At 43.5% G+C, this 25889-nt stretch carries 32 protein-coding genes; 10 read left to right on the top strand and 22 right to left on the bottom strand.

Annotation, left to right across the window (positions count from 1 at the left end; all coding sequences use genetic code 11):
• Window positions 1–117: 117 nt before the first annotated feature.
• Window positions 118–1020 carry a phosphotransferase enzyme family protein gene (locus ABU165_RS17990; RefSeq protein ID WP_165352603.1) on the bottom strand — a complete coding sequence of 301 codons (903 nt, stop codon included), beginning with the start codon at window positions 1018–1020 and terminating at the stop codon, window positions 118–120.
• 170 nt (window positions 1021–1190) lie between these two features.
• Between ABU165_RS17990 and ABU165_RS17985 the strand changes: the two genes are divergently transcribed.
• From ABU165_RS17985 to ABU165_RS17970, 4 genes are all read left to right on the top strand, one after another.
• Complete coding sequence (locus tag ABU165_RS17985; RefSeq protein ID WP_094767554.1) at window positions 1191–2456, top strand: ATP-binding protein; 1266 nt, start codon at window positions 1191–1193, stop codon at window positions 2454–2456.
• A gap of 81 nt (window positions 2457–2537) precedes the next feature.
• Complete coding sequence (locus ABU165_RS17980) at window positions 2538–2858, top strand: hypothetical protein (RefSeq protein ID WP_022543923.1); 321 nt, start codon at window positions 2538–2540, stop codon at window positions 2856–2858.
• 260 nt (window positions 2859–3118) lie between these two features.
• Window positions 3119–3631: a CBO0543 family protein gene (locus tag ABU165_RS17975; RefSeq protein WP_022543924.1), complete on the top strand. Its 513-nt coding sequence runs from the start codon at window positions 3119–3121 to the stop codon at window positions 3629–3631.
• Window positions 3632–3723: 92 nt separating this feature from the next.
• The gene (locus ABU165_RS17970) at window positions 3724–3906 is read left to right on the top strand and encodes a hypothetical protein (RefSeq protein ID WP_009793564.1); all 183 of its coding nucleotides are present in this window, start codon (window positions 3724–3726) and stop codon (window positions 3904–3906) included.
• Window positions 3907–4062: 156 nt separating this feature from the next.
• Here ABU165_RS17970 and ABU165_RS17965 read toward each other — a convergent pair whose 3' ends face one another.
• The 3 genes from ABU165_RS17965 to ABU165_RS17955 all read right to left on the bottom strand — a co-directional run bounded on the left by ABU165_RS17965 (window position 4063) and on the right by ABU165_RS17955 (window position 7769).
• Window positions 4063–5046, bottom strand: coding sequence for a CsxC family protein (locus ABU165_RS17965; protein ID WP_009793563.1), 984 nt, complete (start codon window positions 5044–5046; stop codon window positions 4063–4065).
• 210 nt (window positions 5047–5256) lie between these two features.
• Window positions 5257–6855 (bottom strand): ABC transporter permease, encoded by a 1599-nt coding sequence (locus ABU165_RS17960; RefSeq protein WP_318060268.1) that lies wholly within the window; start codon window positions 6853–6855, stop codon window positions 5257–5259.
• Window positions 6819–7769 carry an ABC transporter ATP-binding protein gene (locus ABU165_RS17955; RefSeq protein ID WP_318060269.1) on the bottom strand — a complete coding sequence of 317 codons (951 nt, stop codon included), beginning with the start codon at window positions 7767–7769 and terminating at the stop codon, window positions 6819–6821. The genes ABU165_RS17960 and ABU165_RS17955 overlap by 37 nt, the downstream gene beginning before the upstream one ends.
• A 164-nt stretch (window positions 7770–7933) precedes the next feature.
• On the opposite strand from ABU165_RS17955, the gene ABU165_RS17950 reads away from it, so the two are divergent.
• Together ABU165_RS17950 and ABU165_RS17945 are read left to right on the top strand one after the other, a co-directional pair.
• Complete coding sequence (locus ABU165_RS17950) at window positions 7934–8524, top strand: TetR/AcrR family transcriptional regulator (RefSeq protein ID WP_022543926.1); 591 nt, start codon at window positions 7934–7936, stop codon at window positions 8522–8524.
• Window positions 8525–8649: 125 nt separating this feature from the next.
• A complete protein-coding gene (locus tag ABU165_RS17945) occupies window positions 8650–9675 on the top strand; it encodes a DUF1646 family protein (protein ID WP_035402480.1) in 1026 nt (341 codons plus the stop codon).
• A 140-nt stretch (window positions 9676–9815) separates the two neighbouring features.
• Here the strand turns inward: ABU165_RS17945 and ABU165_RS17940 are convergent, their stop codons facing one another.
• From ABU165_RS17940 to ABU165_RS17925, 4 genes are all read right to left on the bottom strand, one after another.
• Window positions 9816–10331 carry an AAA family ATPase gene (locus ABU165_RS17940; protein ID WP_009793556.1) on the bottom strand — a complete coding sequence of 172 codons (516 nt, stop codon included), beginning with the start codon at window positions 10329–10331 and terminating at the stop codon, window positions 9816–9818.
• A gap of 17 nt (window positions 10332–10348) precedes the next feature.
• On the bottom strand, window positions 10349–10756 hold the full coding sequence (locus ABU165_RS17935; RefSeq protein WP_094767560.1) for an NUDIX domain-containing protein: 408 nt from the start codon (window positions 10754–10756) through the stop codon (window positions 10349–10351).
• 122 nt (window positions 10757–10878) lie between these two features.
• On the bottom strand, window positions 10879–11274 hold the full coding sequence (locus tag ABU165_RS17930) for a VOC family protein (RefSeq protein ID WP_318060270.1): 396 nt from the start codon (window positions 11272–11274) through the stop codon (window positions 10879–10881).
• 139 nt (window positions 11275–11413) lie between these two features.
• Window positions 11414–11713 carry a hypothetical protein gene (locus tag ABU165_RS17925; protein WP_009793553.1) on the bottom strand — a complete coding sequence of 100 codons (300 nt, stop codon included), beginning with the start codon at window positions 11711–11713 and terminating at the stop codon, window positions 11414–11416.
• A gap of 362 nt (window positions 11714–12075) precedes the next feature.
• On the opposite strand from ABU165_RS17925, the gene ABU165_RS17920 reads away from it, so the two are divergent.
• Window positions 12076–13107 (top strand): AI-2E family transporter, encoded by a 1032-nt coding sequence (locus tag ABU165_RS17920; protein WP_248137594.1) that lies wholly within the window; start codon window positions 12076–12078, stop codon window positions 13105–13107.
• Window positions 13108–13164: 57 nt separating this feature from the next.
• Here ABU165_RS17920 and ABU165_RS17915 read toward each other — a convergent pair whose 3' ends face one another.
• Window positions 13165–14457: a hemolysin family protein gene (locus ABU165_RS17915; protein ID WP_022543927.1), complete on the bottom strand. Its 1293-nt coding sequence runs from the start codon at window positions 14455–14457 to the stop codon at window positions 13165–13167.
• A gap of 487 nt (window positions 14458–14944) precedes the next feature.
• Between ABU165_RS17915 and ABU165_RS17910 the strand changes: the two genes are divergently transcribed.
• The gene (locus ABU165_RS17910; protein WP_094767562.1) at window positions 14945–15907 is read left to right on the top strand and encodes a cation diffusion facilitator family transporter; all 963 of its coding nucleotides are present in this window, start codon (window positions 14945–14947) and stop codon (window positions 15905–15907) included.
• A gap of 27 nt (window positions 15908–15934) precedes the next feature.
• Here ABU165_RS17910 and ABU165_RS17905 read toward each other — a convergent pair whose 3' ends face one another.
• From ABU165_RS17905 to ABU165_RS17845, 13 genes are all read right to left on the bottom strand, one after another.
• On the bottom strand, window positions 15935–16288 hold the full coding sequence (locus ABU165_RS17905; protein ID WP_248137595.1) for a GIY-YIG nuclease family protein: 354 nt from the start codon (window positions 16286–16288) through the stop codon (window positions 15935–15937).
• Window positions 16289–16307: 19 nt separating this feature from the next.
• The gene (locus tag ABU165_RS17900; protein ID WP_129612746.1) at window positions 16308–17066 is read right to left on the bottom strand and encodes a DUF2087 domain-containing protein; all 759 of its coding nucleotides are present in this window, start codon (window positions 17064–17066) and stop codon (window positions 16308–16310) included.
• 136 nt (window positions 17067–17202) lie between these two features.
• On the bottom strand, window positions 17203–17565 hold the full coding sequence (locus ABU165_RS17895) for a fluoride efflux transporter FluC (protein ID WP_129612745.1): 363 nt from the start codon (window positions 17563–17565) through the stop codon (window positions 17203–17205).
• The gene (crcB, locus tag ABU165_RS17890; protein ID WP_129612744.1) at window positions 17562–17936 is read right to left on the bottom strand and encodes a fluoride efflux transporter CrcB; all 375 of its coding nucleotides are present in this window, start codon (window positions 17934–17936) and stop codon (window positions 17562–17564) included. The genes ABU165_RS17895 and crcB overlap by 4 nt, the downstream gene beginning before the upstream one ends.
• Window positions 17937–18059: 123 nt before the next feature.
• Entirely contained in the window at window positions 18060–18596 is a 537-nt protein-coding gene (locus ABU165_RS17885) for an NADPH-dependent FMN reductase (RefSeq protein WP_094767565.1), read from the bottom strand.
• 27 nt (window positions 18597–18623) lie between these two features.
• Window positions 18624–18872 carry a YuzB family protein gene (locus tag ABU165_RS17880; RefSeq protein ID WP_009793544.1) on the bottom strand — a complete coding sequence of 83 codons (249 nt, stop codon included), beginning with the start codon at window positions 18870–18872 and terminating at the stop codon, window positions 18624–18626.
• A 21-nt stretch (window positions 18873–18893) separates the two neighbouring features.
• Window positions 18894–19832 (bottom strand): UDP-N-acetylmuramate dehydrogenase, encoded by a 939-nt coding sequence (gene murB / locus ABU165_RS17875; protein WP_009793543.1) that lies wholly within the window; start codon window positions 19830–19832, stop codon window positions 18894–18896.
• Window positions 19833–19844: 12 nt separating this feature from the next.
• Window positions 19845–20714, bottom strand: a complete 870-nt coding sequence (locus ABU165_RS17870; protein WP_318060271.1) for a pirin family protein — start codon at window positions 20712–20714, stop codon at window positions 19845–19847.
• A gap of 78 nt (window positions 20715–20792) precedes the next feature.
• Window positions 20793–21140 (bottom strand): hypothetical protein, encoded by a 348-nt coding sequence (locus ABU165_RS17865; protein ID WP_094767568.1) that lies wholly within the window; start codon window positions 21138–21140, stop codon window positions 20793–20795.
• A 395-nt stretch (window positions 21141–21535) separates the two neighbouring features.
• Entirely contained in the window at window positions 21536–21733 is a 198-nt protein-coding gene (locus ABU165_RS17860) for a hypothetical protein (RefSeq protein ID WP_009793540.1), read from the bottom strand.
• A gap of 64 nt (window positions 21734–21797) precedes the next feature.
• The gene (locus ABU165_RS17855) at window positions 21798–22124 is read right to left on the bottom strand and encodes a MerR family transcriptional regulator (RefSeq protein WP_318060272.1); all 327 of its coding nucleotides are present in this window, start codon (window positions 22122–22124) and stop codon (window positions 21798–21800) included.
• A 122-nt stretch (window positions 22125–22246) separates the two neighbouring features.
• Entirely contained in the window at window positions 22247–22552 is a 306-nt protein-coding gene (locus tag ABU165_RS17850; protein ID WP_009793537.1) for a hypothetical protein, read from the bottom strand.
• A gap of 19 nt (window positions 22553–22571) precedes the next feature.
• On the bottom strand, window positions 22572–23417 hold the full coding sequence (locus tag ABU165_RS17845) for a YwqG family protein (protein WP_094767569.1): 846 nt from the start codon (window positions 23415–23417) through the stop codon (window positions 22572–22574).
• Window positions 23418–23657: 240 nt separating this feature from the next.
• Here ABU165_RS17845 and ABU165_RS17840 point away from each other — a divergent pair, with 240 nt between their 5' ends.
• Both ABU165_RS17840 and ABU165_RS17835 read left to right on the top strand, forming a co-directional pair.
• Window positions 23658–25121, top strand: a complete 1464-nt coding sequence (locus tag ABU165_RS17840; RefSeq protein ID WP_129612740.1) for a M20 family peptidase — start codon at window positions 23658–23660, stop codon at window positions 25119–25121.
• A gap of 129 nt (window positions 25122–25250) precedes the next feature.
• Window positions 25251–25838 carry a VanZ family protein gene (locus ABU165_RS17835; RefSeq protein ID WP_129612739.1) on the top strand — a complete coding sequence of 196 codons (588 nt, stop codon included), beginning with the start codon at window positions 25251–25253 and terminating at the stop codon, window positions 25836–25838.
• Window positions 25839–25889 lie beyond the last annotated feature (51 nt).

The raw sequence follows: 25889 nt of genomic DNA, 5'->3' as shown, positions 1-25889 counted from the left end.
ATATGGTTTAAGTTGCTAATAAACTGAAAAAGTTGCTAATAAATCCCAAAAATTGCTAATAACGCCCTTTTCTCATGATAGCCTGTGCTGTAACTGGCTTTTAGGAGCAAACCTGATCTATAACTGCTGCCATTCACCCCGCCTTTCATAAATCCAGACAAGCATTTCAGCATTCAAGCTGAACAATTCCTTATCTCTTGAAAAATAAGCCATAAAGATCAGCTGGATGCAGAGCAGCATTTCCCCAAAATACTTCTTTTCATGAGCCGTCAGACCGATTGTTTCATCATAGTACTTGAAAAGCATTTTTGAAAACAGCACCCACTGTTCCCTTTTTTCTTCATCACCAAAGATTTCGCATAATACACTGGTCGCACAATAGCAAATATCAAAAATTCGGTGGTTTACTTCAGCGATTTCAAAATCGATCATGCCTGAAAACCTGCCTTCATCAAAAAGAATGTTATAAAAATGTGCATCGCGATGAATCAGCTGCCTGGGAAGTGTGTCAGACATACTTCTGACAGCCGGCTCTACAGCAGCAATAATCTCTCTGATAGAATCCCCCCTTGCTAATGGGCTTTTCACCACCTCAGGGACAGCAAAACCATAGACAGTTTTATAAAGTTCCTTCTCCGGATAGCCAAGTTCGATTTCTTTCATTTCAGCATGAAAAGCCGCAATGGATGATGCCAGCAGCTGTGGTGCTTTTTCAGATATCAGTACTTCGTCAGCCTTGAAGTTTTCCCCTTTGCAATAGTTGTAAAGGCTGTATTCCTTGCCGCTATGAGTAAAGGATCGAGACCCATCTAATGCAAATAACAGCTGCTGGGCGGGTAGTCCTTTATCCTTTAAAATCCGGAGCAGCTCCCCTTCTCTCTCCAGATCATGACCGTTCGTCTTTTTGAGAATATAACGCATCCCGTCTTCAGAATTTAAAAGCGAAACACGGCCAGTCAGCTTCTCTTCTTTGCTTATTTTGAACTTATATTTGCTTTCCACAGCAGAAATTCTGTTCATTGGTTCCACTTCCATTATCGTTTTCTGAAATATATACAAATAAGGCCAAGGGTTTTCCTGCAAAAAAACAGGAATTTTGTACAATTTCCCCGCAGACAAGGATATGCGAGTATAATAAGGGTGGCAGTTTGCCACGCTTTCTTATCCAAGTCATTTTTGGGGGATCACATTTGATTACTTTGCTAAAAACGCTTTTAATAAACATGACGATATTATTCTCATTCACCTTTAATGCAAATTTATTTTTTCCTTTTCAAGTAAAGGAGCTGCTTTCCTTTAAGCACAAGCTTACTTACGGGCTGATTGGATCTTTGGGAGCAGTCTTTTGCATGCTGTATCCTATTGAGACACTTGGAGACACTCACTTCGATTTCAGGATGATCGCGATACTGATCATTTCTCTCTATGCCGGGCCTATACCAGGCCTGATCGTTGTACTTGTCGTCTCGCTGATCAGAATGGCCATTGGCGGTCCATTTATGATTACCGGTGTTGTGGTATCATTGCTTGCTATGCTGGTCGGGCTCGCTTTCCGGAAGAAATATATTGAAACTTCATATAAATTGATCATAAGCTCTGCAGCATTTGCAGTTTATGCAATCCTATATATCCTGGTCATTTACTTCAATATAAGATTTTTGGATTTATCTTTTTATCTCATGTACTTTACTGCTTTTTATATTACTTTCAGCAGTATTATACTGATTATCGAGAAACTCATTAAGACGAATAAGCAGATAGAAGAGGTTGTGTATCTGGACAAGCTGACGATGGTCGGACAGATGGCTGCTGCCATTGCCCACGAAATCCGGAACCCGCTTACAACAGTCAGGGGATTCATCCAGTATTTGAGCGAAAAGACGACAGATGATCAGGTTAAATCCTTTTCTCCACTCATATTGGAGGAATTGGACAGAACCAATAAGATCATCACTGATTATTTAAAAATCGCCAAGCCGGAACAATTCAATCTGACTGTCATGAATCTCGAAAAAGTCGTCAGGGATAGTGTGGACTTGCTCCGTCCGCTGGCGAATTACATTGATACTTCGATACTTTTTGAGGAACAGGGGCATCATTTTGTCCGCGGTGATGAGCACCATCTGAAGCAGGCCATCATGAATGTAATCAAAAATGCCATAGAATCTACAGAGAAAGACGGGCAGATTCAGATCACCATCCAGCCCAATCAGCTTTCGAACACGGTATCCCTTAAGGTTATTGACAATGGAATCGGCATGACAGAGGAACAGCTGAAAAAGATAGGTCTTCCTTTCTACACAACAAAATCAAAAGGAACGGGGCTTGGCAGCATGGTGACTAATAAGATCGTCAGGGAAATGGATGGTAGAATAGAATATGAAAGTGAAGTGAACAGGGGCACAGCGGTTACGATTATCCTTCCGCTTCAGCTTATTCCTGACCAAGCACATTAACGTGTCTTTTCAGACACATATGGTACAGGGGAAAAAATAACGTGTATAGTTAAGAGAGAATCCATAAACAGGAGATTTATGATGCTGAATAACTTGTATGATCCGGATTTTATCCGTTTTTGTGAAACAGCCACCCCTCTTGAAATGGTCACAAGGCTTACAGGAGGAAAAGTGCGCGGACTGGAAAACCTGGCACTCAGGTCCCTGAACAACCGGAGACAGCTGCCGAAGGTAGTTGTCAATGTCCTGCTTGTTTATTTTTATGACTCATATGCCCATCAGGTATACGACCGTAACAGCCTGGCACGGCTTTATGATTACTGGGCGACAAAGAATGTCCGCTCCTTTGCTGCGGCTCGCGATATGGCTTCTATAGATATCAGGTCAATCATTAATAATTAGAAACAGTCTCTTCAGAGGCTGTTTTTTTTTTCAGTTCCCTCACTTTCATCCACTTGGCTTCATAAAAAAACTGCTTCTGAACATGCTATTAATAGGTCTTTTTTATATTTTTGGCTCTTTAAACATTGCTGGTGGTTTGAGGTCATATAGACAGAATTTTTACGGTGTAAAAGCAGGCTTTTTCAGAGCAGAATATCCTGCTGCCTTTCGGTGCGACAAACACAGCCGAGCCTTAATTTTAAAGAAGGGAATGAAGAGCGATGGGACGAAATGCTTCAGACAGAAAAGTACTATGGTTCATGTCTATTTTTTCAATCTGCATCCTCTTTTTCACCTTAAGGAAACCGCCCATTAAAGATTGGCTTCTTGCATACCTTTTCAATGCGTACACAAATGGGATCATTGATAAATATGTTGTCAGCAAGAAGCTTGTTTCCTATCCTGTCCGGTTTTTGCCAAAGCTGAGTGATATCAATATACTATTTGACTATCTGTTTTACCCGACAGCCTCCCTGCTTGCCAACCAGGTGACAAGCAGGGACAAAGGGGTGCTTCTTTTTGTTAAAATGATTGTCATTACTTTTATCATCTTTCGGATAGAATCATGGGCTGAACGGAGAACAAAGCTTGTTAAATGGCAGAAAGGATGGACAGGATACCATTCATTTGCTTCACTTACGATCAAGTCGCTTCTGAACCGGTATATTATTGAAACTATTCGAAAGGTCGACTATAAACAGCAGAGAGCGTTTTTGAATAAAAATAGACATTAAATTTCAAGATTTCTTACCGGGCAAGGTTTTGAACTTGTCCAGCTGGGTATTAAAAAAGTGTATGAAATATTAAAGGAGGAGTTGAATCAGCCATGTCCATGATTGAAAACCCATTCAAGGCAGAAACTGATGCAGCCGCCATTCGGTCAGGTGAAGTGGAGCCCAAGAAATTGGTTATCAGCTTAACAGGTAGCAGTTCTGTCGTCCCTCCTTCTACTAAAGGAACAGCCCCCGAATTCGATATTTTCGGGACAGGATTGAATGAATACCGCTAATACCCTATTTACCTCCCCAGCCTTCAATGAGAAGGCTTTTTTTTTCGATTATTTTTCTATAAAGAAACGAAAAATAATAGACGATAAAATTATTATGTAAACAGAAAAAAGGAACAAGCTGCTGCCTGTCCCTCTTTTCTGTTTCAACTCTGCTTATTACTGATTAGAGCCTTGGTTGTATGCATTGCGAAGAATTTCCTTCATTTGGCCGCGCAGTGATTTGCGGAGGCTGTCAGCGCCTTTTCCAGAATCGGCATCCTCTTCGTAGCTGTCTCCGAATCCGTTCAGATCAGGCTTGTCAAAGTCCTGTCCGTCCTCATATTGACCCTGAAATTCTGGTTGAGCATCGAAATTATCAGCTGCAAATTCATCTGCCCCAAATCCACAGCGTGGGTCAAACTGCTGTTTCTGGAAAAGTTTTAAGAAAATAACAACTTCCATTTTTTCAGTGATTTTCTTAAAGCTGCCGCACAGATTGTGATCTTTAGCCAAATCAAGCTCGTTAATAATAGCTCCAAGCAGTTTCACTTCAATTGGCTCATTAAAGAACTCGGAATGATAGGAACCGAATTGGTCTTTATCTGCACCATGTCCTTTTTTGTCCAGGAAGCGGTTTTCGTGGACGCTGGACTTTTGGCTTGTTCTGTTATTTACAGGATTGAAGATACGGACCTGCTGATTGGTGCTGAACTTGATGTCTACGCCATAATCTCTTACATATCCGCTGTATTCTTCTACATACTGAATGTTTTTGTGGACTACGCCGGTAATGAACACTTTTACCAGGTCTCTTCTGACAACAGAAGGAATTACCTTAGCTTGAGTCAGGTGTACGTTTTTGCGGATGGATTTGATTTCCTTTGCCGGAGTCGGCAGTTCGATATGCGCCTCTACATCAGCTTCAAGAAGAACTTCTGCCAGCACCACATTTGCATCAATGACAGGGAAGAATTGAAAGTCTCCGCGCGGCGGGAATGAGCGTGTAAAGGCATCAACTGTTTCTGTTTCCCCTTTGTTGGACGGCTTGCAGTATCCATCAATCTGATGGTTTGCCGGATATTTCGGCGTGTGCTTCGGCGGGCATCCATAGTTCATATTATGCTGATAGCTTGTTGACTTTTTCTTTTTTTGATCTGACATTCTCATATCACTCCTTGGAATTTTTTGCTGACAGGTCCTCCCGTTGAATAAGGGAGCTGAAGTTCTGAAAGCATTGTGAAGTTTCTTCACTCTCTTAATTTATATGTGATGCAGCTATACGCGGCTTGTACGGTTGCCAGTGGTAAAATGTCTATTTTGCAAACAAAACGGATGGCCGGTATCCAGCCATCCGTTTCTGCACTCTAATTTTCAGCCAAGGTCCCTGTTTCGATAACCTGTGAAACCGGCAGAAGCGAAAACAGCAGCAACAATCAGCAAAAACAGAGGTCCCCTATTTAATTCTTCTGCAGGCAATGACGGAACATAGCCAAATGGCGACAGCCTCGCAAGCCATTCGGGAAAGTTAAGCAAGCTTCCCAAATAAACGATAATGAAAGAATAGCCGAGTATAATCCATATGAGGCCAGTCAGCCTTGGGAGGTATCCAAGCAGAAGGACGGCCGCGCCTGCCATCAGCCAGACAGCTGGCAAATAAACAATACCGGCACTCAGCATACTTCCAAATGGAATCGGATCTTCCATAACGGATACAGCCGCCCCCCAAAGTCCAAAAATAGCCAGCATTTGCATGACAACGCTGGAAATCAGTGATAGGCACAAATAGCTTCCTGCCAGTCTCAGCCGTGAAATGGGTTTTGACAATAGTATATCGATTCTGTCGTTTCTCTCCTCGCTCTTAAGCCTTAGAAAGAAGATCAGCGGCGGAATGCATGTGATCATAGATATGACGGACATCAGCATCGTCATGAATTGTTCTGTCAGTGATATGCTGCTTGCAGGGTCAATCATCCTCTTGAGCATTTCATTTTCCGTGAAAAAAGACTCCAGATCCCCAAACACAGATCCGTAGGAAACACCAAGGATAAACATCCCCGCGGCCCAGGCAATAATGGCAGTCCGCTGCAGCCGGAACGCCAGTGCAAAGGGGCTGGACAGCAGCGGGGAGGCCTTTATCTTCCCTGGTCTTGACGGGAAAAGCCCTGCATCAATATCGCGTCTAAGATTGAAATAAAAAGCTGCTGCTGTTATCAGGAGGCCAGCGAAGACTGTGAGGATGACAGGATACCAATAGTCATTAACGTATACTTCCGTGAACACTATCCATCCGAGCGGCGAAAACCAGGACAGGCTGCCGCCGCTCACATCCCCGACAGCTCGTATCAGGTAGGCGATGCCAAGAACAGCAAAGGACCAGCCGGCTGTTCCCCTTGCATTGTCTGAAAGCTGGGCGAACAAAGCAGCTATCCCTGTAAAAAGGATGCCTGCCGCACCGATTGCAGCTCCATAAAGCAGTGAACCTTCCAGACCGATACTTTCAATTTGCAGGCAGTAAAGACCTAAACCAGTGATCATGGCCAAAACTGTATTCACAGCAAACAAAACAATGACAGCAGCTGTCAGATTGGCCATTCTGCCAACAGGCAATGAACGGATCAGCTCGATCCTTCCCTCTTCTTCATCATTCCGGGTATGCCTTGCCATCAGGAGGATGCTCATAATGGCTGCAGCCATGCTTGTGAATAGGAGCATCTGATGGGCCATCATCGGGCCGGCAGTATAGTTTTCCAGCCCAAAGCCAGGTCCTACCATCGCAGTCATAGCCGGATTCTTCATTGTTTCTGCAATGGCCTGGCGTTCAGCACCGGTCTTGTATAAATCAGTGAAAGCTGAAGCAGTCGCAATTGTCAGCCCTGCAAGCGCTAAGACCCAGACGGCTGCCCAGACTCTGTCCCTCCTGAGCAGAAAAAGGATTAGAAACCCTGTCCTGCTGAATAGTCTCTTTCCCATTCAGTTCCCCTCCTGCTTTTTCCGCCATGATCCGGTGATGCTTCATAATGGCGCATGAAGAGTTCTTCCAGGGTCGGCGGCATGCTCTCCAGCTTTATGATGCCAAACTGGCTGACATATTGAAGTATCGCACCGAGATCTTCAGCATCTGCCTTCAGTGAAATAATTCCCCCATTGGCCTTAAGGTCATGAACCCCTTTCTGGCCCTCAAGATCCGGAACACTATTGCTGGTTTGAAAAACCAACTGTGTGCGGGTCAGGTAGCGGAGCTCGGCAAGCGATCCCGTTTCTATGATTTCTCCCTGCCTTATAATGCCGACCCGGTCGCACAGCTTTTCCACTTCGGAAAGAATATGGCTGGATAAAAGGACGCTTTTCCCCTGATTTTTTGCTTGCAGCACGCATTCCTGGAAGACGATTTCCATTAATGGGTCAAGTCCTGAAGTTGGTTCGTCCAGGATAAACAGTTCTGCGTCTGAAGAAAAAGCTGACACAAGAGCGACTTTTTGCCGATTTCCTTTTGAATAGGTCCTGCTTTTTTTTGAAGGATCCAGGTTAAACTTTTCCAGTAATTCCTTTGTCCGCTTTTTATCGGCAGTTCCCCTGAGCCTTGCAAAAAGGTCTAATATCTCTCCCCCTGTAAGATTTGGCCATAAATTGACGTCTCCAGGCACATAGGCAATCTTTTTATGAATATCTACAGCATCTTTCCAGGCATCCCTTCCAAACAGGCTTGCTTCTCCTGAGGTTGCCTTCAGGATACCGAGCAATATTTTGATTGTGGTGGACTTTCCGGCACCGTTCGGTCCTATAAACCCGTAAATTTCCCCTTCATTCACTTCAATGTTAATATCATTCAAGGCTGTAAACTTTCCGAACCTTTTTACAAGGCGGTTCGTTTCTAATAACGCCATTTTCATTCCTCCCCGCTTCGGCTCTTACTTCTTTTCATATTTATGAAATATTTTTATCGTTCGAGTTCATATTACATATAAATTCTACTTCTTACAAGAGTTTATGAACTATTTTATTTGTTATATTACATAAATTTCATTACAATAGGTTTGAGGTGAATAAATTGGACGGATTTCAGCGCAGAAAAGAACAAAAGCAGCGCCATATACTTGAGGCTGCCATTAAACTGTTTATGGACTCGGGAATTCATAAAGTGTCTATATCAGAAATTGCGAAGGAAGCACATGTTTCACAAGTGACCATATATAATTATTTTGAAAGCAAGCATAAGCTCATCCATGAGGTATTCCTCTATTATGTTGACAAAGCATCCAGTGAATTTGAGCAGCTAATCAGCAGCAATGATGCATTTCCGGATAAAGTGAAGAAAATCATTTTTAATAAAAAGGAAAATGCCAATGGAATCCACGAAGAGTTTTATCAATATATGATGAAGGAGTATTCTGTGGAAGGCAATTATATAGATAAAATCTATGAGGATAAAGCCATCCCCCTTTTCAAGGAGCTGTTCAGGCAAGGGCATGAACAAGGATATATCAATCCTGATCTTTCGTTTGAGAGTATGCTGTTCTATGTACAGATGATGAAGGAGTATTTTCAGCGGGAAGAGGTATACAGCAAGGCTTTGCCGCTGACTGAAGATATTACAAATATATTTTTCTATGGAATTATAGGGAAAAAGGAAGACCGCTAGAGCTGTCTTCCTTTTTCAATTGATTTCCGCTGATTTGCCTTTATCATGAAAGTTTGTCCTTTCAGCTGCATATATATAGGCTGTTCCTTCTTTTAAGGGACAATCTAATCAAGAATAGGCAGATGATCATGACTGGATTAATTATAATCTTTTTTCTCGTTCTGCTGCTGCCATTTACGCTGAAAGCTGTGGAACACAATCTGGAGATTTTCCTCTTTGCAATGGGAATTCTGGCGGCTTATATGAGCGGGATATTCAATGGCGAACTATTCCTTAAGGCTGCATGGGATCCAATTAAAATCACTGCGGCTGTCCTGGCTGCCGGTCTGCTGTTCAAATGGCTGAAGAGGCCGCTTGAAAGGATCATCATGGGGATAAGCAGAAGAATGCCATTCAGGCTGTTTTCCGCTTTAACGGTTGTCGTCCTGGGACTGGTTTCCAGCATCATTACCGCAATCATTGCCGCGCTGGTGCTCGTCCTGATTGTCGGCGCCCTCCGGCTTGAACGGCAGGCAGAGGTTCGCTTTACTGTGCTGTCCTGCTTTTCCATCGGCCTCGGGGCTGCCCTTACTCCTATTGGAGAACCCCTGTCAACCATAGCTATTTCAAAGCTGAATGAGGACTTCTTTTTCCTGGTAGAGCTGATTGGGCCTGAGGTAATCGCAGCCCTGCTTGCATTAGCGATTATGAGCATGCTCCTTATCCAGCCTCCTGAAAAACGGCCCGGAAGCTTCCGCAAAGAATCCGGAAATGAAACATATGAAGAAATACTGGCAAGAAGCATCAAAGTCTACCTGTTTGTTATGGGGCTGACCTTCCTTGGCGCCGGCTTTGAGCCGCTTATCAGGCATTACCTGATCGGCCAGAGTCCAGCACTTCTTTATTGGGTCAACATGATTTCCGCCATTCTCGACAATGCAACTCTAGCAGCAGCAGAAATCAGCCCTTCAATGGACCATTTTACGATTCAGTCCATCCTTCTCGGGCTCCTGATTTCAGGCGGCATGCTGATCCCCGGGAATATTCCCAACATCATCTCTGCCGGGAAGCTGAAAATCACCAGCAAAGAATGGGCAAGGTTTGGGGTCCCGGTCGGACTTCTAACTATGTTTGCCTACTATCTGGCCATCATGTGGCTGGAACATAGTTAAGAATCCCTTTATGCAGGGATTCTTCTTTTTTAGCCTCCTATGAATAGCTCTTCCTTATTGATCATCTGAGCCTTCAATCTGGCCCCAGTAATACAGAAAGCCTGCCGAAGACAGCATTGCCAGCAGGATCAGCAGCAGATTCATACTAACACCTCCATTATTTCATGCATTTTCTTATCATCCTCCAAAACATACAGCTTTTCCTCAAAAGGCTTGAGCAATTCCATTATTTGCGGCTTGCTTACTGTTTCGAAATACCGGTTCCATCTGAACATTTTCCTGAACATTTCCAATGTCGGCTTGTAGTTTGCTTTTTCCATATGAAGCTTTTGCTTAATGAACCGTTTAATGATCCTATAGATTCTTTGTCTATTAGGGGGATCCAGCAGAATGATCTGGTCCGCCTGCCTAAGGCTTTCCATGATCCAGGTGTGGTGAACACCTTCAATGATCCAGCTGTCAGAAGAAATAATTTCCTGTAACAGAGCATCCCTTTCCTTTTCAGTCCTTCGTTTGTCACCGTGCGGCCCCCTTTCCCATACCACATTGTCCAGTTCATAATGGGGAATTCCGAGCTGGGCAGATAACTTTCTGGCCAAAGTTGTTTTGCCGCTTCCAACAGAGCCGATAACATGGATTTTTCTATTCTCATTCATTAGGCATGCCACTCTTTCTATACCTCTTCGAGGAGTTCCTGATTCACTAACAGCTGAAGCAGAAACTGCCTGTCCTCAGGGAAAGAAAGGGGGATTCTTTCAAGCTCTTCTGCGCCTATCCAGGAAATATCATAAATAAGTCCATCAGGGTCCTGGATAACAGGTCTGCCGCCAGCTATTTTAATTTCAAAATAACCCACTTCCGAAAATTCAGTCTCTTTCACGAACAAAGGACGGATGATTTCAGCCAAATATCCTGTCTCCTCAAACACTTCCCTGATACAGCAATCCTCACTGCTCTCTCCCTGCTCCTGGCCGCCCGATGGAACTGACCAGCGTTTTTCTTCATCAGGGGTTCCCTGCAGGACCATCAGCAGTTTTCCATTTTCAATACAAACACCAGCTGAACCAAACCACTTCTTCATTTGCCTTCCTAGTACCTCCCATTTACTGCTATATCAATATGCATTTCGATAATGAATGTATAAGTCCTTCTTTTTTGAGGAAAAAATAAGCAAAGAAAAAAACAGAGGATATTCACTCTGCTTTATACCGTATGTCCCCATATTTCTCGTATGCGTTTCTTTTCTTCTGATTTATCCATATATTCAAAGAGTCCCAGCAAATTTCCCCAAGGATCCGTAAAAGTGCCCCATTTTACCGGTACCCCGCTTCGCGACTGTATTAAAAAGGGTTCTATCATTAATTCATCCATCAGCCGCTGTCTTTCTGCTTCAATATCCTTGACCCCGAGGCGGATAGGCCCGCTTCCTTCTGCAGTATTCCCTGACGCCAGCTGCAGCCAGCTGCCAGGCACAAGCTCCCACTCAGCAAACCCTTTATGCGGAATAAAGTCAGGTGCTCTCTTGAGAAGGATGGTATACCAAGCCTCGCCTCTTTTAAAATCTGCCACTCGCAGCTGAGTGGTCATTTCAATGTACATATAGAGCCTCCTCCTGGCGTTTTATCCAGTGTATCAGATAAAATCCGTGAGAAATTCTTCTTGATTGCTATTTTTTCGATCTTCTATAGATCTGTGGACATATTTCTAACTTAGATTTTATGCTGCAAACCCTAATCTGCTAAAAAGAATGACAGCAATAAAAACAGCGATTGGCACTTTTAAAATATCGGTCAAGTATTTTGACAGTTCCCTGAAGGTTCTTTTGCTTTTCAATCGATGCGTTCAGTTCTTTCCGAATTTCCATAAGTTTATCAAGCGGAATGCTTTCAGAAAGCAGAAAGTCTTCGATGCTTTCGGACAGCCATCCTGCCGTTTTGCCTTGGACTGGCAAGGAAAGTATCTTGCTTAAAAGCCTTCTTTTTTGTACAGTCCCGCGGGAACAGCAAGGACAGACTACCTTCTGCAAAATTTCTTCCAAGAGCCGATCCCCCTTCTCTTTTATATACGAATAGCTTATATGCTTTTGGAGAAGATTTCTGTATGCTTAACGGAGGATTTTTTACATTTATGTTACAAATTTTACTAGTTCTATTGTACGAGCTATGCTTCTTTATCCATTCAGTTAACGGCATTTTCATTATTTTTATGATGGTGAATGAACCAATAATCCATTGCGTATCTTTTAATTAGAATGAATTTCCTTCAAATTTAAAAAATAGCTTTGAGCAGAGGCAGGAAAGCTAGTATTGGAGAGTTTAGATGCTATAATTGAATAGTAATATCATTTTATATTTCTTATAAAACAGATGTTGTTTTATAAGAATCAGAGGGAGCACATGAATGGAAAACTGGAGAAATATTTGGGTAAAGACTGGTGCGAAGCGGATCATCATTTTTGCGATCATCCTCTTGCTCCTTATTTCACTTCACAGCATGATCAATATCATCCTGCTGACCTTTATTTTTTCCTTTTTAATGGACCGGCTGACCACCCTGCTTACAGATAAATGGAACCTTAACCGGCCGCTGGTGGTAATGTTTTTATACCTGGTTTTGATCGGCGGCCTGACACTCGCGGCCATTAATTATTTGCCTGTCATTTCACGGGAAGTAACACAATTGATTGCCCAGCTGCAGGCGTTTTATCTGCATCCCCATGAAAATGGATTCATCAATTATATTGTATTGTTCATTGAACAAAATGATATTAACAAATATCTTGAGCAAGGATTTACATTTTTGCTGAAATATTTTACTGATATAAGCAAAATCGGCATGCAAGTGCTGATATCCCTGCTGCTCAGCCTGTTTTTCCTTCTTGAAAAGAAGAAACTGATTGATTTTACCTTAAAATTCAAGACAAGCAAAGTCGCTGCTTTTTATGATGAAATTGAATATTTTTCAAGAAAGTTCTCCATGACATTCGGAAAAGTCATTGAGGCTCAGTTTGTTATAGCCATTGTCAACTGCATCCTGACAACACTGGCTCTTTGGATCATGGACTTCCCGCAGCTGGTGGCCCTGTCTTTAATGGTATTAGTCCTGGGTTTAATCCCTGTAGCTGGTGTCATTATCTCTATGATTCCGCTGACAATCATAGCCTATTCCATAGGCGGATTCATGCTCGTCGGCTATATCATCCTGGTCGTCATGGTCATTCATGCTATCGAAGCTTATATCCTTAATCCGAAGCTGATGTCTTCCAAAACAGAGCTTCCGGTTTTTTATACCTTCATTGTACTTATCTTCTCGGAGCATTTTTTCGGTATTTGGGGTCTGATCGTGGGTATACCTGTATTTATGTTTCTGTTGGATATATTGGGCGTCAAAGAAATTGCCTCAAAACAAACAAAGCAGGCCCGCGTCAGCTGACCTGCCTTGTTTCTGGACAAAAAGGATGCACCTGAAGGCTGCATCCTTTTTGTCATGCTATGAAACTCTCTTTACTTCAATATACAGAACCTGGTGTCCGTCTTTTTCAGTAATTTTGAAAATAAATCCTTCTGCCTCTACTTCAGTTCCAATTTCAGCATCGAAATCCTGCGAAAGGACCCACCCGCCGATCGTATCGATATCATCACTCAACAGTTCAATTCCGAGAAGATCGTTTACGTCCTCAAGCAGCATTTTGGCATCAAGGATATACTCATCTTCCTTCACCTTCCGGATTTCAGGAACTTCATCGTCATCGAATTCATCCCTGATTTCCCCAACGATTTCTTCGAGTATATCTTCTACCGTAACAAGTCCTGATGTTCCTCCATACTCATCCATAATGATTGCAATATGGGTACGTTCTTTCTGCATCTTTACCAGCAGATCATGAATCGGTATATTTTCAATCACATGCATAACAGGTTTGACGAACTCGGCAAGTTCGTGAATTTTACCGTCATCCAGGATTTTTGCAGTGAGGAATTCCTTCACATTAACATAGCCGATGATATGGTCTTTGTCTCCATTGACAACAGGATAGCGGGTATAATTCTCCTCTTCCACCGTCAGCATGATTTCTTCAAATTCATCCTCAATGCTGATCGTTATCATTTCGGTGCGCGGCACCATGATTTCTTTTGCAACTCTTTCATCGAATTCAAAGATATTGTTGACATATTTCAGTTCGTTCTGGTTGATTTCACCGCTCTTATAGCTTTCTGACAAAAGCAGGCGGAGTTCTTCCTCTGAATGGGCAAGCTCATGCTCGGACGCAGGTTTCAGGCCAAAAAGTCCGACAAGCAAACGTGCTGACCCGTTAAGGAACCAGATGAAAGGATACATCAGACGGTAAAACCAGATGATGGGCCTCGCAAAGAGCAATGTGATTCTCTCAGCCTTTTGAATGGCAAGAGTCTTCGGGGCAAGCTCCCCTACGACAACATGCAGGAAAGTGGCAATAGCAAACGCAAAAGCCAGAGTCAGAATATGGGAAAGCGATTCGCTTACTTGGAAATATTCAAGCACAGGGTGCAGGATCACTTCAAATGTCGATTCTCCCACCCAGCCGATGCCCAGTGCTGTCACGGTAATGCCGAGCTGGCAGGCAGAAAGATACTCGTCAAGATGAGTCACGACTTTTTTTGCAGCCAGTGACCCGTTTTTCCCTTCTGCAATAAGCTGGTCAATCTTAGAAGATCTTACTTTAACGATTGCAAATTCCGTCGCCACGAAAAAGGCGGTCAATGCAATTAAAATAGCAAAAATGATCAAGTTAATAGTGGTCAATGAATAGCCTTACAGAGTAAGGCGTACACCTCCTGGAAAATTAGGGTCATGACCGCTGCGTATCCCCTGTCAGTTGATCAGGCAAGTCAGGAGAAATATTTCTATTACTCATGTTTTTTAAGAACTTTTCAGGCGCTGGTGTTGCAGCAGCCTTCAATCCATTACTTAAGCCGAATCCCGGCCAGGCTGCAGCGGCAATTCAATTTAGAACGTACAGGTTTCAGCAAACTAAATTTGGTGTAATAGTTTACAGAACCCCTTGCATCATAGGTTGCTGTTGAAAAGCCAAGCAGCTTTAATTGCTCGTTCCCAAATGAATCACCCCCTTACTGGCACGTTATAGTTAGTTCTTATTTTACTGTCATTTTTGGCCGGTGGCAATCTATTAGTCCTTCTGTCCATAAAATGTTCAAAAATGATAAATCAATGCCAGATGGTTATGCTAAATACTGGACAAACCATTTGGAAAAAATGGAGAGGTGAAAAGATGTCTTTTATTCAATTGTTGAAAAAAGGTAACAAATCATCCGGCATTGCTGCGATTGGCAATACTGTGCTGACGATTGCCAAAGGGGTAGCTGCTGCCATAAGCGGCAGCGGTACAATGCTTGCAACCACCCTTCACTCTGCAGCAGATGCCCTTAATCAGGGCTTTGTATTCATCGGCAGTGCCCTTGCTGAGAAGGAGCCGACGAAAAGATTTCCTACCGGCTTCGGGCGTGTTGTCAACCTGTTTGTCCTGGTTGCGGTCATCGTCATCGCGATCATGGCCTATGAAACAATCCACAAAGGCTGGGAGCTGATCCAGCACCCAAAAGAGTCCACCAATATCCTGCTTAATATTTCCATCATGCTTCTGGCAATAGGGGTTGACGGCTTCATTCTGGTAAAGGCAATGAAGGAAATCAATCATGAAACCCGCAGTGAGGCCAAAGGCTTTAGCATTGTCACGACTGCGTTCAAGAATAATGGCCTGGCATCGCCGCCGACCAGGCTGGTGTTTTATGAAGACCTGATTGCCACATTTGGCGCACTGCTGGCACTTGTCTCCATCCTGCTTGCTCACTTTACAGGTTTTTACTTTCTTGATGGAGTCGGAACAATACTGATCGGCTTACTGCTCACAGGAATCGCCGTAAAAATCGGCTATGAAAATACCATCGGCCTGATCGGGGTAGCCGCACCGAAAATCGTGGAGGACCGTGTGGCAAATATGATTCTTTCCGATCCTGATGTGGTCGATATCATGGATATGCGGATCCTGCAGGAAGGCAGGCGCTTTCATGTAGAAAGCTACATCGAGCTGAGGGCTGGCCTTTCACTGGCAGATGCTGATGATATCAAATTCAGAGTACGCGACCTGCTGCTGACCGATACCGACATCGGCGATGCAACACTTGGCATACTGGAAACAGACAATGTACAGACCTGGAAAGATGAAGATAAATAAATAAAGAAGAGGGAGACCTCTTCTTTTTTATTTGGTCCGGGTGTGGTAACCTTTTTCGCCATAGGGCTGAAAATGATTATGCCACTTCTCTTCCATCTCTGCCAAAGCTTCCTTTTCATTATAATAGGGGTCTTCCTTCTTCTTTAGAACCTCAATCACCGAGATTTCGAAGGCATCCATCCCGTACTTCCTCCAGTCCTCCTGAAGGGGCTTATTTACATAAGAGCCTGTTTCCAGACTGAATTTCAATCCATTCAGTGTCTTTAGATTCCTGGTACTTCCAATAAACATTTTATGGTTGTGTTTGTTTTTTATTTGAAAAACACCCGCTTCCACTGGGACTTCCTTGAATTGATTTTTCAGTTCTTTTCTCCGGTCCATGATTATTTCCTCCTTCGGTTTATCTTTTCAGCCAATATGCGCTTCCATCGGCCTTTCTGTCCAGAAGGCCATATTCAATCAGATATCTTCTGATAAGTGCATAGTCTTCGTAAATGCTCTCAATAATGCTGTTTAACTCTTTTTCGCTGTAAACTATGCCAGCCTTCAGAAGCTTACTGATTTCCCTTATCACTGCAAGCCGCTGTTTTTCTTTTGGCGGGAACTTTACAAGGCCGCCTTCTATGCCATTGGGTAAAAATTTATCAACGATATTTTGCTGCTCTTCCTCAGTTATGGCATATCTGTCATCAACCATAGATGCATGTATATGCGGGGGTATAAAAGCTGGCGCATACCGGTCCTTCTCCCTTAAGAGCTCCATGACGGCAAGGAAAGCCTTTGCCTGTCTCTCTTTTTCCTTTAGAGCAAAACGGTGATGCCTGATTGTCGATGCACTGCCTATGCCCAATTCCGCTTGCACCTCTTTATCTGCCATCCCTTGATAGAACAAGCGCAAAAGCTGGCTCTGGTGCTCTGTCACCCCGGTCCATTTCTTATCAAGTCCCAGCAAATAATCAAACACCGAAGAATGCGATCTCTCGATATGAAGACGTGTATATCTCTCAGCTTCATACAAGAGGTTTTCATAAGGATAGACAATACCCTTATCAAATTTCTCCCCGCATAACAAGCATAGAAAGCTCTCACTTTCTTCTCTGTATCCTTTTTTTATTTCTTCAAGACTCGCCTCCCAAAGGCTTGCTGATATATCCGGCATACAAACACCCCCAATAGATTAATGACCTTAATACAAACTTATTATATTTATGTTTATAATTATACAAACAATATATATTTTTGTTTGTAATAAGTCAATAAAAAACGGCTATCCATTTTTGGATAACCGAATATATTTATAAGATCTTTCCTGTCAGATAGCCCAGGCAGGCGAGTAGAATACCGAAGAAATAGGTGATGCCAATGTACAGGAAAAATGCTTTTTTCTTTTGTCCGATATGCAGCTGGATGGTTTCTAGCTTTAGTGTAGAAAAGGTTGTAAAAGCGCCCATAAAACCGGTGCCGGCGAATAACAGATATTTCTGATCCAAATGGGCTCCTGTCAGCAGGCCCAGCAGAAAGGCACCAGACAGATTGACGATGATCGTTCCAGTAGGAAGGGATTTCTCTTTGCTGTTGTATTTCCGGCTTATGGCAAACCGGGCCATGCTTCCGAAAAAACCTCCGATGCCCACCAGTGCAAAGTGATAGAAACTCATGAAGCCAGCTCCTCCTTTGCTATCCTGAATCCAAGCCTGCTGAACAGCAGCCCGCCGATCATACTGAGGATGATATAAAGAATCCCAAGGACCAGATGGCCCTTGTTAAATAAATCGACAGTTTCCACACTTAAAGTTGAAAAAGTCGTGAACGACCCGACAAAGCCTGTGCCAATAGCTGCCGTAAGCTCAGGAGAGACATTTATTCTTTTGAATCCAATGGTTGTCAGCCATGCGAGCACAAAGCTGCCGGCCAGATTGCAGGCCAGTGTGCTGTATGGAAAAACATTCTCCACGAACAGGCTGATCCCTATCCAGTATCTCAGTATGCTGCCTAACATTCCGGCGAGTCCGACATACATATAAATCATGGTGTTAACTCCTTTAATACTAATAATCTCTAACCGTACTTTTTAGTATAGCATTTTTCTTGTTTGTCTTGAAAATCATGAAAAAACTCCTTCCGGCTATAGGAGGAGTTTTTATTTGAATCCTTATTTGTCCAGGTATAACTGAAGAGCAACCAGTTCCCTTGCCAGTTTTTCTATTCTCTCAAGAACAATGGGTGATGCAATTTCATTGTCTTCATTAAAGTCCTTGCTGTGGACAAAAACTGAGCTGGCTGGGGTGGTTCCCTTAAGGTAGGAAATAATCGGCTTGAGCTGATATTCTGCTACAAGGAAATGCTTGTCGGATCCCCCTGTTGTGACAATACCGACTGCTTTTGAGTTAAAAACATCAACCGCGAGATGATCAAATAGATTTTTCAGCGCTCCTGTGATAGAGGCCTGATAGATCGGTGTGCCTATAATGAGGAGGTCAGCTTCTGATACAGTCTGCACAACCTTCCATGTATCACTGTTATAATAGGTCAGCGGCTTTCCTGTAACAAACTCAACGTTATAGTCCTTTAAGTCAAGCAGCTCTGTCTGAATAGATGGATACAATCGCTTTGCAGCAGCGAGTATCTCATGTACAGCCTTTGATGTTTTCGATCCGGTCAGGGATCCTGAAATGCCGACAAGTTTCACAGCCGATTCCTCCCAATGTCAGATTTATTATATGGCAAATTCCTTCAATTCATTATCAATATGCTCTTTTATCAAATGAAGGCACTCCTCTGCTGTCTTTGCAAAAATCCTTTTTCCATTCACGATTGCATAAGGGCGCCTGGCACACATGCCGCAAAAGGAGAGGCAGCTGCTTTCAATAACGGCCACTTCAGGATACTCCCCTTCAAGGAGCCCTTCGAGATCCAATTCTGTAATCAGGCTCCCGTCGCAAATCTCCACCACTACTATACCCATCGCTGCTCACCTCCCTGCTTTTTAGGCATGCTGCCCTTTGTATAATTCCTCACCAAGGGTGATCACTTCGGTTTCAAGGTCGACACCATGCTTTTCCTTCACAGTTTTCCTGACATATTCTATAAGTGCCAGATAATCCTTTGCCGTACAATTATCTTTATTAATGATGAAGCCGGCATGCTTGCGGGAAACTTCTGCCCCGCCGATATTTTTACCTTGAAGACCGCTGTCCTGTATAAGCTTTCCTGCATAATGGCCAGGAGGACGCTTGAACACACTCCCGCAGGATGGAAATTCAAGCGGCTGCTTGCTTTTCCTCGCCTCCGTGTTTTCTTTTATCCTGGCTGATATATCCTCTTTGCAATCAAAGGACAGATTAAACTCTGCCTTCAGGATGATGAATTTTTTTTCAGCCATGATGCTTTTCCGATAGCTCAGCACAAGCTTCTCTCTTCCCAGTTCCAGGATGCTTCCTTCCTCTGTGAGAACTAGTGTTTTTTGAAGGACATCAGAGATTTGTCCGCCGTAGGCACCTGCATTCATGTAAAGGGCCCCTCCAGTCGTCCCAGGGATCCCGCATGCAAATTCCATTCCTGAAAGGCTATGCTCTAATGCTTTGAGTGAAACATCGATGATCCGGCTGCCTGCTTCGGCAATTACCGTCTCTCCAGTGACCGAAATCTTATTCATTTTTGACAATGACAGAACAAGCCCCCTGATTCCTCCATCCCTGATGATCATATTCGAACCGTTGCCTATCAGAGTCACAGGCACCCCCTGCCGCTTTGCCTGCTTAAGAATATAAGCTGCATCCTCAGGGCATGCCGCTTCAGCGTAAAGATCTGCCGGTCCGCCAAGCTTTGTATAAGCATGCTCCTTTAAGGGTTCATTAAGTCTAAAAGAAGAGTCCGGCAATTCTAAGGAAAGCAATTCATACAGATTTTTTAGCATATGATTCATGAAACCAGCTCCTTAAACAGCAGGCGGGCCGAATTTGCCATTATGGAAATCCCGGTATGCCTCCCTGATTTCTTCCATTGTGTTCATCACAAATGGACCATAGGGAACAATTTCTTCCTTAATCGGTGCACCGGAGTATACAAGCACCTTTGATTTTCTGCTGTTCGCCTTTATGGCAAGTTCGCTGCCTTTATTAACATCCCCGCCGTCCTTGTATGAAAGGCTCGCGACTCCATGCTTTTTCAGATTCACTTCATTTTCCCCAAAGTCCATATCCCCTGAGAGGACATACAAAAAAGCATTATGATTTTCAGGGATGGTCAGGGTATATTCTGCACCCTTAGTTAAGTTGATCTCAGAAAGAGTAATGGGGACTGCAGAACTAAGCGGACCCTTGACACCTGCTGTGTCTCCGGAAAACACCTTGATGGAGCCTCCTTGGAAATCCACCGTGGGTGCATCCTCTCCGTAAACATTCTGATAGCTTGTTTCAGATTTTTTCAATTCCTTCGGCAGGTTCAGCCAAAGCTGCAGCGTGTGGGCAATATCATTTTCCACGCCCTCCTCGGCATGGCGCGCTGCCCAGCCGGCATTCATATACTGCACATCGCCAGGCTCAAGAATATCCCGGCCTCCTGCATTGTCGATATGCTCCAGCCTGCCATCCACAACATAGGTGACTGTCTGGAACCCCCTGTGCGGATGGTCAGAGAAAGCGCCCCTCTTAAACCAGTCCTCCGCCATCAGGATGAACGGATCAAATTCCATGAAGCGGTCAGCCGGCAGTACCCAGCCCTTCTGGATGAACGGGAAGCTCGCTTCTTCATACTCAACATACCAGTGGTCTTTGACGCTTCTTTTAAACAGGGGTTTTTCTTCCATTCTATCCATCTCCTTCTTCGTTCAAATAATCGGTATTCTCAGTATTTGCCTCCATTAGAACACATATTAGTTGTTATATCAACCATTAAGCTTTCTTCTTGTACACGCCTTTTTTATCAGATGAAGCACACAGTCAGGATGGGTATAAACATTGATAAAATCGGCATCATACCTATGCAGCCAATACACCAGCTCGGAGTATTCCCTGGAGCGGCTGTAAAAAATGACAGGATGATTGCTGAAAAAAGAGAGCCTAAGCTGATTTGCCAGCATTGAGTCTATATCCACAATAACAACATCCGCATCATCAGGCACGCTGCCGCGTGCATCCTTCAGGAATGATACCTCTAATTCTGGGTATGCCTGCAGCAGCAATATTAAGCTTTTCCCTACTCGCCCATTATCCGAAACAATTACTGCCTTCATCAGCTCAGCCCCCTTTTTGCTCTTCTATCATAATGTAGCATAATGCAGAAGGGTTTCCTTCCGTCATTCTGGCGAAAAGCCTATGCTGCTTTTGGCTGAGTGGACTAAGACTAAAGTTGCAGGGAGGTCTCCTGGGGATGAAGCTAACTTGCTATATATGAATTCCTTTTTTGCCAGCTTAGTATACTGAGTGATCCATTTACTTTCAAAGTCCACTTATTCAGTGCAGGTATGCATTGATTAGACTGTTTTCTATGCATGAGGTCTCTTTTGAAGCGAGGCTCATGCATCGATTAGACTCTTCTTATGTTCGCCCTCTTTCTGCAGGTCTCAAGCGTAAATTGATTCTTTTTTAAGATAAAAAAGACCCTTCCTATAAAGAAGGGTTCATCTGGTCATACGCCCATTTTTCTGCGGGTATTACTCGCCTTTTTAGTCATCTGGCTTTTCATTACCTGATTTTTAGCAGCTGACTTGGCGCCTTGTTTTCCATTTCCCTGCGCCTGTTTCTTTTTCTCGAGCTGCTGCTTCATTAATTCTTGAAGGCTTACTTTTTTCTTTTCGCCGTTTTGGTTATTTTCCTGGTTAGACATATTGTTTCTCCTTCAGTTCGTATTTCTTTTTATTATAATACAAGCCGCGGAAAATTTCTTTCATTTATTGAAAGATCATATAGCCTTCTGAACTCAGCCATGAATCAAGGGCCGTCCTGGTAAAATAAACTTTATATCCAATTCTAATAAATGGGATGGATCCTTCATCATAATTTTGCTGGTCAAAAGGCCCTAGTTTCTGAAAATCCTCCATGATAATGCCTAAATAGGCTGCAGCTTCATCAGGCTTCATCAGCATTTGAGGCTGAACAGCTTCCTGAACTTCTGCTTCAGTGTTCTCCTTCTTCAATGCTGTGCCGATATACCAGCTTCCCCCTGCAATACTGATCGCCAAACAGAAAATAGAGCAAGCTATCCAATTGATTTTCATAAAAATTTCCTTTTCATTTTAAACCCATTATATCATTGTGCAGTTATTCTAAGAACGCTTATCAAGAAATTCCAAATTAAAACATTCGCAATATCAAAAGTTTTTGCAGCTTCAGCTCTCCCTCACTCAGGCATTTTCATCCTTGGAAAACAAAAATAGAGCATCAATCCCCCGATCCCAGCCATAAAAAGGAATCCTAATATACTGCCTTCTATTAAGGCAAAAAAGCCAAACACCAAAAAAATGATCGACAGCCATGTAAGAAAGGAATTAATCGTATATTCATAAATCGCACTTATAAAGGTCAGAGTCCTTCCAAGGAACTGTCCTTCGCTTCCTGCCCTTTTTGCGTGAATCGCTGCAAGCAGCGTACTCCATAAGAGTAAAGCAGGCAGCCCCCACAAGAAAATCCATCCAAAAAGCCCCATAGAAATCCTCCCCGCCAAATCAGCAGCAGTCCCAGTTAAACAGCACCCGGTCAAACCGGCGTGCCTTCAGGTCGCTTACGTTAATAAAAAAATTACAGATGCCGACATCGCCCCAAATGACCGCGTATTTTTCACTGACCTTGTCATAATCGCTGTCCAGCTGGAACAGGAGGGTATCATATCTGCTTCCGTCCTCACGCGGATCCATCTGTGTGAAATAAGGGTAGCCGCCCATCTGATGGTGGACTTCTCCCCCAGGATTGCTGTAGTCATTATAAAGGTCGTCAACCTCTTCATATCCTTCTGGCATTTCTTCTTCTGCCAGCCTTTCGAAATAATTTAGGCTTGATTCCCCGATCACTTCATCAAACCGGTAATCCCCTGCTGCTATATACATACTTGAAGCTTTTCCTTTAATCATAAACTCTCCGCCTTCGAGAACTTCATATTCACAATTGGAACGGTGTTCATCTATAGCGGAAAAGTCTGTGACCAGATTTTCTTCATTTTCCTCCACATCCGCAAAAAATAGGACACGGAAGCCTGACTGGTCATCCTGCTGTTCAAAATTCATCCCGAAAACATCATCATTTAAGTCGATGTAAAAAGATAGAATACCTTTGTCCGGAAAATCCGGCAGTTTAGGGAGTTTGCCTAAATTTAGCTGGGCAAGCAAATGAAGGGGCTCCCCTGCTTGATTAAGAGGATATTGGGTGCCTTTTGGCAAGTAAGGATTTCCTCCAGCCTTGCTTTCCCAGAGCCGAAGCTCATATTCAGGCTTTACAAGTTCTAGCTGCACAAACTCTTTCCTCGTCTTTTCAAATGTTTCCCGATCATTATGGCGTATTAATTTTTCCTGTTTCATCAAACAAACCTCCTGATTTCAAAACATAGACTCTCATTTATTTTTTCTGGCGACAGTATTAAACGATGCTGCAGGGAGACAGTTCCTAGTCCATTTTCCTTTTTTCTTAAGAAGTAAGAAGTAACAGCTCAACCCAAATATAGAGTACTTTACAAATTGTAATCGTACAATAAAATTTTTCCGAAAATTCAACATATTATTCTATAATAAAAGCAGATAAAGAACTAAGGGGGAAATAGATTGAGTAAATGGAAAATCAGTCTTATGATCTTCGGAGGATTGCTTCTGCTATTTGCAGCTGTAACCGGTTTCAACACTTTAATGGTCAAATCCCGGCAGCCCGAACCAAAAGAAGCATCCTTGAATATCAATGAAGACCAGGCTGTCGGGCATTTATCAGAAGCAGTTACATACAAAACGGTTTCCTACCAGGACAGAACCAAATTTGACTGGAAGGAGTTTGACAAGTTCATTTCATTTCTGGAGGAAAGCTATCCACTCGTCCATCAGAAGCTGGAGCTTGAAAAAATCAACTCTTACGCACTCGTGTACAGATGGAAAGGAAATACCGGGAAGAACCCAATCGGCCTGACGAGCCATTATGATGTGGTGCCAGTCCTTTCAGGAACGGAAAATAAGTGGGAACAAGGACCTTTCAGCGGGAAGGTGGAGGGAAAGAAAATATGGGGCCGCGGTACCCTGGATGATAAAATCGGGGTCATCAGCATACTTGAAGCAGTGGAGCATCTCCTATCCGAAGACTATCAGCCTGAGAGGGATATCTATTTAATGTTCGGATTCGATGAAGAAATTGGCGGAGATGAAGGGGCCTTTGCCATCGCTGAAACTATGAAAAAGCGGGGTATCGAATTTGAATTTGTCCTTGATGAAGGCGGCGCCATCGTGGATGGGATGGTACCAGGCATCAGCCAGCCGGTCGGAGTTGTAGGGATTTCTGAAAAAGGCTCTGCAACAGCCGTACTATCGATTGAAGGCAGCGGAGGACATTCATCGCAGCCGAAAAACCATACGAATATCGGCCGTATATCCAGCGCGATAGCGAAGCTTGAGGAGAAACAGTTCAAAGGCGATCTGAAAGGCCCTGGCGAGGATCTATTCGATTTCACCGCACCGGAAATGAGCTTTCCGATGAAATACGTTTTTGCCAATAAAATGATCTTTGAGCCTGTCATTGAGCGGATTCTCCTGCAGCAGCCTGCATCAGCCGCCCTTATCCGCACTACGATCGCTCCGACCATCTTTCAGGCCGGGGAACAATACAATGCCCTGCCGGAAAAAGCAGAAGCAATCATCAACCTGAGAGTCATGCCGGGAGACACACTTGATTACATCCAGTCTTTCATAGAAGACACAATCGAGGATGAAGCTATTAAGGTTACCGTCACCGGCAGCGAAGCTTCCAAGGTTTCCAGCATTGACAGCTGGCAGTTCAAGACAGTGCAGCAGGCAGCAAGGAATGTCTATAAAGATGCCGTTATTGCGCCATACTTGATGTTCGCCGGCTCTGACGCCAAGCATTATGACTCTGTCTCCAAAAACACATACAGGTTCCTGCCTGTCCACATCACCTCAGAAGACCTGAACCGGATGCACGGAACAGATGAACATATTTCAATTGAAAACTATCTGAACGCAATTGCCTTTTATGCAGAAATCATGAGAGAGGCGGATGCAGCAGAATAGTTGCACTTGTCCTTTAAATTTCCATTTGCTGTGCTCGGCACAGTTCATGGGCATTTTTCATTTGTTCGGAACATTTTTACAGTGTATGATTCTCTTATCTGAAAAACTTTTAAAAAGGTGAATCTATTTATGTCCCGTACAATCGTCCGCAGTGCCGCCGCTGCACAGCTTTTCTTTCTCCTGTCTCTGCCATTCATCGGCAATCTGATTCAATATCTGCATCCGCTCGCTTTAATTGTCGTATGGGCCAGCATTACCAGCTTCACAATTACAGCTGGTCTGCTGATCCGCGGTGAAAAGCTGCCATTAAACAAATATCTAATTCTGCTCGTTTTTGCCTTATATAGCGCTTCCCTCCTGGTCCTGCTTTTTTTCAGGCCGGGTGATCATGCTAATGCAAACTATAACTTAGACCCCTTCAGTACGATTGAATTTTATTTAGCCGGACGGGTGGACTTCCTGGTTGCCTTTTATAATTTAGCTGCAAATGTCCTGCTGTTCGTCCCTTTTGGGCTTTTTCTCCTTTCCCTTTTGAAAAAGCGGTCTTTCTTTACTCTGCTGGCCGTTCCGTTTGCAGCTATATCGGCCATTGAGATAGCGCAGTTTCTGAGCAGGCGGGGCAGCCTGGACATTGATGATCTGATCCTGAACATGTCAGGAGTATTTTTGGGGTATGCTTTATTGCCGCTGCTAAAGAGATCTTACCGGATTAAGTGATTTAAAAAATCAGCAGCCATAAAAAAACCAATCAGCCAAAATAGCTGATTG

The organism is Cytobacillus sp. T106 (genome assembly GCF_040492155.1).
In the GTDB taxonomy this organism is placed as follows: domain Bacteria; phylum Bacillota; class Bacilli; order Bacillales; family Cytobacillaceae; genus Bacillus_AB; species Bacillus_AB infantis.
Note: the sequence above shows the minus strand (reverse complement) of the source record. Positions and strands in the feature narration are given on the sequence as shown.